7 protein-coding genes are annotated in these 6,198 nt (G+C 28.9%); all 7 read right to left on the reverse strand.

All coding sequences use genetic code 11. The features are described 5' to 3' along the window. Positions 1 to 36 precede the first annotated feature (36 nt). Positions 37 to 900 carry a DUF721 domain-containing protein gene (locus ABZA26_RS05425; RefSeq protein WP_372713501.1) on the reverse strand — a complete coding sequence of 288 codons (864 nt, stop codon included), beginning with the start codon at positions 898 to 900 and terminating at the stop codon, positions 37 to 39. Continuing rightward, the gene (locus ABZA26_RS05430) at positions 845 to 1,975 is read right to left on the reverse strand and encodes a DNA replication/repair protein RecF (RefSeq protein WP_372713502.1); all 1,131 of its coding nucleotides are present in this window, start codon (positions 1,973 to 1,975) and stop codon (positions 845 to 847) included. Before ABZA26_RS05430 ends, ABZA26_RS05425 begins: the two co-directional genes overlap by 56 nt. 14 nt (positions 1,976 to 1,989) lie before the next feature. After that, the gene (gene yaaA / locus ABZA26_RS05435) at positions 1,990 to 2,196 is read right to left on the reverse strand and encodes a S4 domain-containing protein YaaA (protein ID WP_372713503.1); all 207 of its coding nucleotides are present in this window, start codon (positions 2,194 to 2,196) and stop codon (positions 1,990 to 1,992) included. A 286-nt stretch (positions 2,197 to 2,482) separates the two neighbouring features. Further along, positions 2,483 to 4,321 carry a replication initiator protein A gene (locus ABZA26_RS05440; protein ID WP_372713504.1) on the reverse strand — a complete coding sequence of 613 codons (1,839 nt, stop codon included), beginning with the start codon at positions 4,319 to 4,321 and terminating at the stop codon, positions 2,483 to 2,485. 406 nt (positions 4,322 to 4,727) lie between these two features. Further along, a complete protein-coding gene (locus ABZA26_RS05445; protein WP_372713505.1) occupies positions 4,728 to 5,108 on the reverse strand; it encodes a hypothetical protein in 381 nt (126 codons plus the stop codon). After that, entirely contained in the window at positions 5,074 to 5,505 is a 432-nt protein-coding gene (locus tag ABZA26_RS05450) for a polysaccharide biosynthesis protein (protein ID WP_372713507.1), read from the reverse strand. The genes ABZA26_RS05445 and ABZA26_RS05450 overlap by 35 nt, the downstream gene beginning before the upstream one ends. Next, on the reverse strand, positions 5,439 to 5,855 hold the full coding sequence (locus tag ABZA26_RS05455) for a polysaccharide biosynthesis protein (RefSeq protein WP_372713506.1): 417 nt from the start codon (positions 5,853 to 5,855) through the stop codon (positions 5,439 to 5,441). The genes ABZA26_RS05450 and ABZA26_RS05455 overlap by 67 nt, the downstream gene beginning before the upstream one ends. Between the last annotated feature and the right edge of the window lie 343 nt (positions 5,856 to 6,198).

Here is a 6,198-nt window from a genome sequence, read left to right on the forward strand (position 1 = left end):
GTATAAAAAATTCATCTTCAAGATAAATGTACAAAACTACCTCCTTTGAAGTTTTTCTTTTATCAATTCAATAAGGTTGTCTGCTTTCTCAGCTACCCTATTTAACCCTCTTTCTCCTGTTTCCAACTTGAAATATTCCGTAAGTTCAAGGCGGGCATCCCCTATACTCCCGTCCTTTATGGAAAACTCAGCCCTTTTATATATCTTGTCGAGCTTTTTCTCCTTGCCCTTGTCATACTCTTCCTTAGAGAGACCCTCTATGGATTTCTCCGCCTCTTCCAAAGATGTATAAGGGTTTTCTCTGAAGAGTTTTAAAAGAATTTCTTCCCTCTTAATGTGCCTCTTATTTTCACATATGGTGCATAGGTCACCAGGATTTTTATGTAAAATACCGCATTCTATGCAATATTTATAACCTATTTTCGTCAGAGATTTTTCTCTTTTCAGAGACTGGATTTTTAAAGAAAGAACTTTATCCTGTATCTGCTTGTTTTCTATGTTAGACACACTTTTCTGCAGCTCTTTATATTCATCAGATGACAATACTATCTCTACCTCATCTGGCCTGGATACTTCACTTTCACTCTCTGGATTATCTTTAAAATACTCCTCTATAGGTATCTTTCCCACCTTCAAAACAATATCACTGATATAATCACCTTTAAGTGTTTTATTGATCTTTTCTATATATTTATTTTTGTTCATGTACATATGCTGGAGCAAAACAGAGGACTCTACCGTTACATACAAAACGCCCTCCTTTATATAGAGGGGCGAACTCTTAAAAAACAGGCCTTCTACTATCTCCTCCCATTTTGCTCGGATCATAGCCTCTTTTAATTTTTTACTTTTGATCACAGCTTCCTCTATTATCTCTTTTACACTGGTCATATTCTTCATAAATATCCCCTTTTTCAATATAGAAATTTTTAGAAGCCATATCCAAGTCTGTTGTAGAACTTATAAAAAGCTGAATATCTCTTTTTTTAAAGTATTTTATTATACTCTCTTTTCTGAGAGAATCAAAATAAGAAGATATATCATCTATAATAAAAACTGGTGATTCTTTTTTCTCTTTTATTATCATATCTATTTCAGATAATTTTATTGAAAAAACTATTGATTTTTTTTCACCCTGGGATGCGTAAGATTTGGCTTCTTTATCATTTAGTAAAAAAAGAAAATCATCTTTTTGGGGTCCTACCATGGAAAATCCGTATTTCTTTTCCTGCCAGAACACCTTATTTATTTTTTCCTGTATCAAGTTTTCTATTTGCTCTATCTCGACTTTTTTTAATTCCCCCAAAAAACAGGAATATTTTAATCTCAGCTCTTTTTTGTCATCAAACAACTTTCTATAATTTAGATTCAAAAGTATAGATATATTTCTTACATAATCTAATCTTTTTTTTATTATTCTGGCTCCAAATTTTATAAATTCATTCTGATAAATATTAAACATGGGGTCATTATGCTTTTTTTCCTTTAGGTACTTATTTCTAAATTTAAGTAATTTTGTGTAGTTTTTCAAGTCCTGATAATACTCGTTATTTGCCTGAGAAATCTCATAATCAAAAAAGGACCTCCTGACACCTGGAGCCCCAGTTAGAAGGGATATATCCTCCGGTATAAAAGAAACTATATTCAATTTACTGTGAAATTCATCGTACTTCACTCTTTTTTTGTTATAAGAGTATTCCTTCTTTCCATTTCCCAGTTTTACAGACAAACTTTTTTCAGATACGGAATCTTCAAAAACAACAAAGGAACCTGATCTTTCTCTGCCGTAATTTATTATCTCGTTCTGCCTCGGAGTTCTAAAGCTTTTTCCTGTGGCAGAAAAATAAATTGCTTCTAAAATACTGGTTTTCCCCTGACCGTTTTTCCCTAGAAAAAGATTAAACTTTGATGAAAACTTAAGATTGTTGTCTTTTAGGTTTCTAAAATTAACATAATTAATTTCTGAGATTTGCAAATCCTCACCTCAAACTATTCAACTATAAATTTTTTATCCATAACTTCTACAGTATCTCCTGGATAAAGTTTTCTTCCTCTTCTTTCTTCTGTCTCTCCGTTTACCTTTACTGCTCCGTCCTGAACCAGATATTTTGCTTCTACTCCGCTAGATGTTACATCAGCCCATTTTAAAAACTGGTCTAATTTTATAAACTCACTTGTTATTTTAACAATTTTCAACTATTTTCTCCTTTCAAAAAAAACTTAAGTCACCTTAAAATAATATCATAAATACCAACATTTATCAATTTTATTATATGTACATAAACAATAATAAAAAAATTAGGTATCTCTTTTTTATCCTTTAAAAATCAAAAGGTCTCTGACTTTTAACTTCCATTTTTTTCTCTGGTTTTTTTAATCTGTGTATTCTTAAGATTCTTTTATATAATTTCAATTAACCTTCGAAAAAACATCTATATTTTTTATTGATTTTTTGATTAAATAAAAAAAAGAGGTCTCATAGTTAAGACCTCCACTCTCCATCTTCAAGAACAGTCTGAATATACTTTCTGATGGTATTTAAATATATTGTTTTGGATTTAGACTTCAGAGTCAGAAGAAAATTCACATCTATTTTTTCCTCTTCAGAGCATATTTGAAGAGCCTTTTCTTCTATTTTAAGTTTTTGATAGTCATCATATTTATCAAATTCTCTTATGATATTATTTACCGCTTCAGGGGTGTCAATTATATCCTTTACACTTGTTATTGTTGGTTTCTTCAGCCTCTTTCTTGACTGGTTTATCTTCTTTTTACTTGTAAGAGGTTTCTCTCGGCTTCCCTGATTAAAAAGAGTGAGATTTTGTCTTGATGCTTTTTTTATACTTTCCATCTCATCTTTTCTTAGATTTTTTATTATTCCGTTTATATACTGAACCAAGGTTGACTTTATATCAGTGTTTAGTCTTTTATAGAGAATGTTCAGTATTTCCAAAGCCAGATCTTCTCCGTCTTCATGTACTATTTTTAATATTTTATTATCTGCCCTCTTGTTCCAAGACTTAGAAACATAGATATTTCTCTTTGCTTTTAATATTTTTTCGATAACTAGATCTGAAACCTCTTCGTAAATATCAGATGTTAATTTTTCATCTTCTTTCAGAGATTTTTTCAGCCTGCTCACAGTTTTAGATTTCACAGTTTCTACTATCTCTGCGTCGATTATATCATCTTTAGATATTTTAATTTTCTTATCCTGAACAGGGTCTGTACTCCAGTCCACGAGTTTTTTTGGTTTCTTATGAACCGATTCCACAAAACTTGACACATGACAGGTTCCGTCTTTTTCCGGATTAAATTTATACTGAATATAGTAATTATCTTCATCTTTTTTATACAAAGTTTTATATTTTTCCACGTACCCAAGATCTTTTAGAGCCTTAAAGGCTTTCTCTATCCTTTTTAATACCTGTTTCATTCTGCTCAAAACATATATTTTTGATTCTCCGTTTTTATTCAATCTTTCTGTAACCTGTTCTGTTTTTAGAGGAACTATGGCGGCAAGAGTTCTCAGATTTATTGTATCTTCTGACTTTTCATATCTTATCTTACTTATGTATTTGTATATTCTTCCTGCAATGGGATCCTTTGCCAGAATTTCCAAAAGAGCTTTAGAATTATATTTTATATATCTTTTATCTTTTATCTTTTTTCTTATATTCTTATTCAGTGTAACTCTGTAGTATACCTTTTTACCTTTTTTTAACTTTTGGTATGTCAGTAGTTTAAACTCTTCGTCTTCAAATTTATACTTTCCAAGTTTTGTGTGATTTGAGACAACAAACTGATATTCTGTATTTTTAAGATTTTTAAGAGCCTGCTCGACTTTTGAATAATAATTCCTGTTCATTTTATTTCCCAAGAAATTCACTATAAAATCTGATATTTCAAATTCTATATACTCATCTGTATCATTTATCTCTTTTTTCATCTCATACATAGATATAAGATAAGTATAAATTTTTTCTTCAAAAATAGATGGTTGAAACACTTCATCCTTTGAATCTTTTGCCACAAGGGTACAGTACATGGTAACCCCTAGGTCTTCAAATGAATACTGAAAATTTACTCTTTTATTTTGTTTTTGAGGGGTAAAAAACGGGAAAACTATCATCTCTATAGGAATATTTATTATATTTTCTTGTAAATTCAGAAAATTACCTGTTTCTTTGATGACAACCTCTCTGACCTCTATGTCAGGAACCTCATTCATTTTAATATCTATTTTTCTTATATCATCTATCAGGGACCCACTAGAGGTAATATTAAATTTATCCAGCATATCATTTTCTTTAATAGCCATAATCCCTCCAATGTGTACATGATCATAAATAAAATTCATAAAAATAACAATAAATAATATCACTTTTTTTGTATATTCACAATAATAAAATATAAAATAAATATGATTTTTTTATAAAAAAACAGCCATTTTCTTTTTTTACCTAATTATTATTAAGTGCTCCGCTGTATAAAAATTATAAAAAAATCTATTGTACATACTCAATAATAAAGTAATATGTTTTTATTATTTTCTCAGAAAGTCTATAGTGTATCATAAAACAAAAAAAATAGATAAAAAATTTTATCTATTTTTAAAACAGAGTCATTTTTCTTCTAAATTTAATGTAAAGTAAAAAAAATTACAATAAAAAACAGTTGCTATCTCTTAAGTTTCAGAATATCACAACTGTTTTTTATATCTTTATTCAATTTAATTCCAACTCTGATAAACTTTTTTCCAGGTAATTATTAAGAGTTAATATTTTGCATTCATTTACATCAATCAATAGTTTCTCTATTGAATTTATAAATATATTTTCTTTTGATAGAATAGAATTTTCTATTTTTATCAGCGGAGTATCATAAATCTCTAGACCCTTTCCCAACTGCTCTTTTACTTTCTCTCCTTTTTCTCCGCTTATATACTTTACATTTTCGTGGAACCAATTTTCCACATTTTCTATTTCCAAATTTTTAGCAATGATCTTAACTACATCATCAATATATATAGAATTAATAATTTTTTTGTTAATGCTGAATATTTCTCCGTTATCACATAGACTCCCTACTTTTAATGCCAGGTTCACGGCTGTACTTTTTTTTTATAAAATATCTTTTAGGAATCTCTGAGTCTCCTATTTTTCTTACCGTTACAGGTATTCCTTTTAAAATCTGCTCTCTAAATGTAGGAATAGCAAAGCTTCCTTTACTATCTAAAACATTGCAATATCTCATTGCTCCATATTTTATTCCTGTATTTTTTAGTATTATTGATAGTAATCTTTCGCAAGCTCTTTTGGTTCTTCCGTAACTTTGGCTCGGTTGTTCAGCCTTATCAGAGGAAATGAATATAAATTTTTCAATTCTTGTATTTCTACATGCTTTCAATAAATTTACAGTTCCTTCTATATTTACTTTTATAAACCCTCGAGGATAAAAATTACCAAGTGCTGCACTTTTGTAATTTGCATAATGAAAAACAATATCCGTCCAGGTTGAATAATATTTTCGATATCTTTTTTATCCCTTATATCTCCCAAAAGACACTGAAGCAAATCTTTATTTTCTATGTGATTTTCAAAATATCTTTTTACATCATAGAGTCCATTTTCGTGATTATCCAAAACAAATATTTTAGATACACTTAGTTCCGGCAGTTGACGTACAAGGTGTGATCCTATTGCCCCACCTCCACCTGTTACAAGCACTTTCTTATTTTTCAAGTAGGATATATCATCCTTGGACAAAATATAATCTAATTTTTCTTTTTCCAGATATTCTTTAAGTAATTCCTCTTCTGAATTATTATTTTTTTCCTCACACAGACAATTCATATGAATCCCCCCCAAAAATAAATTTTTTCAAAATTCATTATATATTCTTATACATATAAAAATATTCCACAGTAAAATAAAAACTCCTACTATTCTCAAAAATATTTATGATTTTATAATTACTTTTTTATTTCTATTAGTTTGCATTCTAAATTTATAACATTTCATTCTATAGCAATGTTTAAAAGGGATTCAGCAGACTGTAAAAAGAAAAAAACTTAACTTTTAATTATGTACATAATCATTAATAAAAAAATATCTATCAAAAACTTTGATTTATCTGGTTCCAGTTAAAATTTTAATTTCTTTTTATCAGGTAATAAAAGGGAATTAAAAATGTACA

This window comes from Ilyobacter sp. (assembly GCF_041583315.1).
Lineage (GTDB): Bacteria > Fusobacteriota > Fusobacteriia > Fusobacteriales > Fusobacteriaceae > Ilyobacter.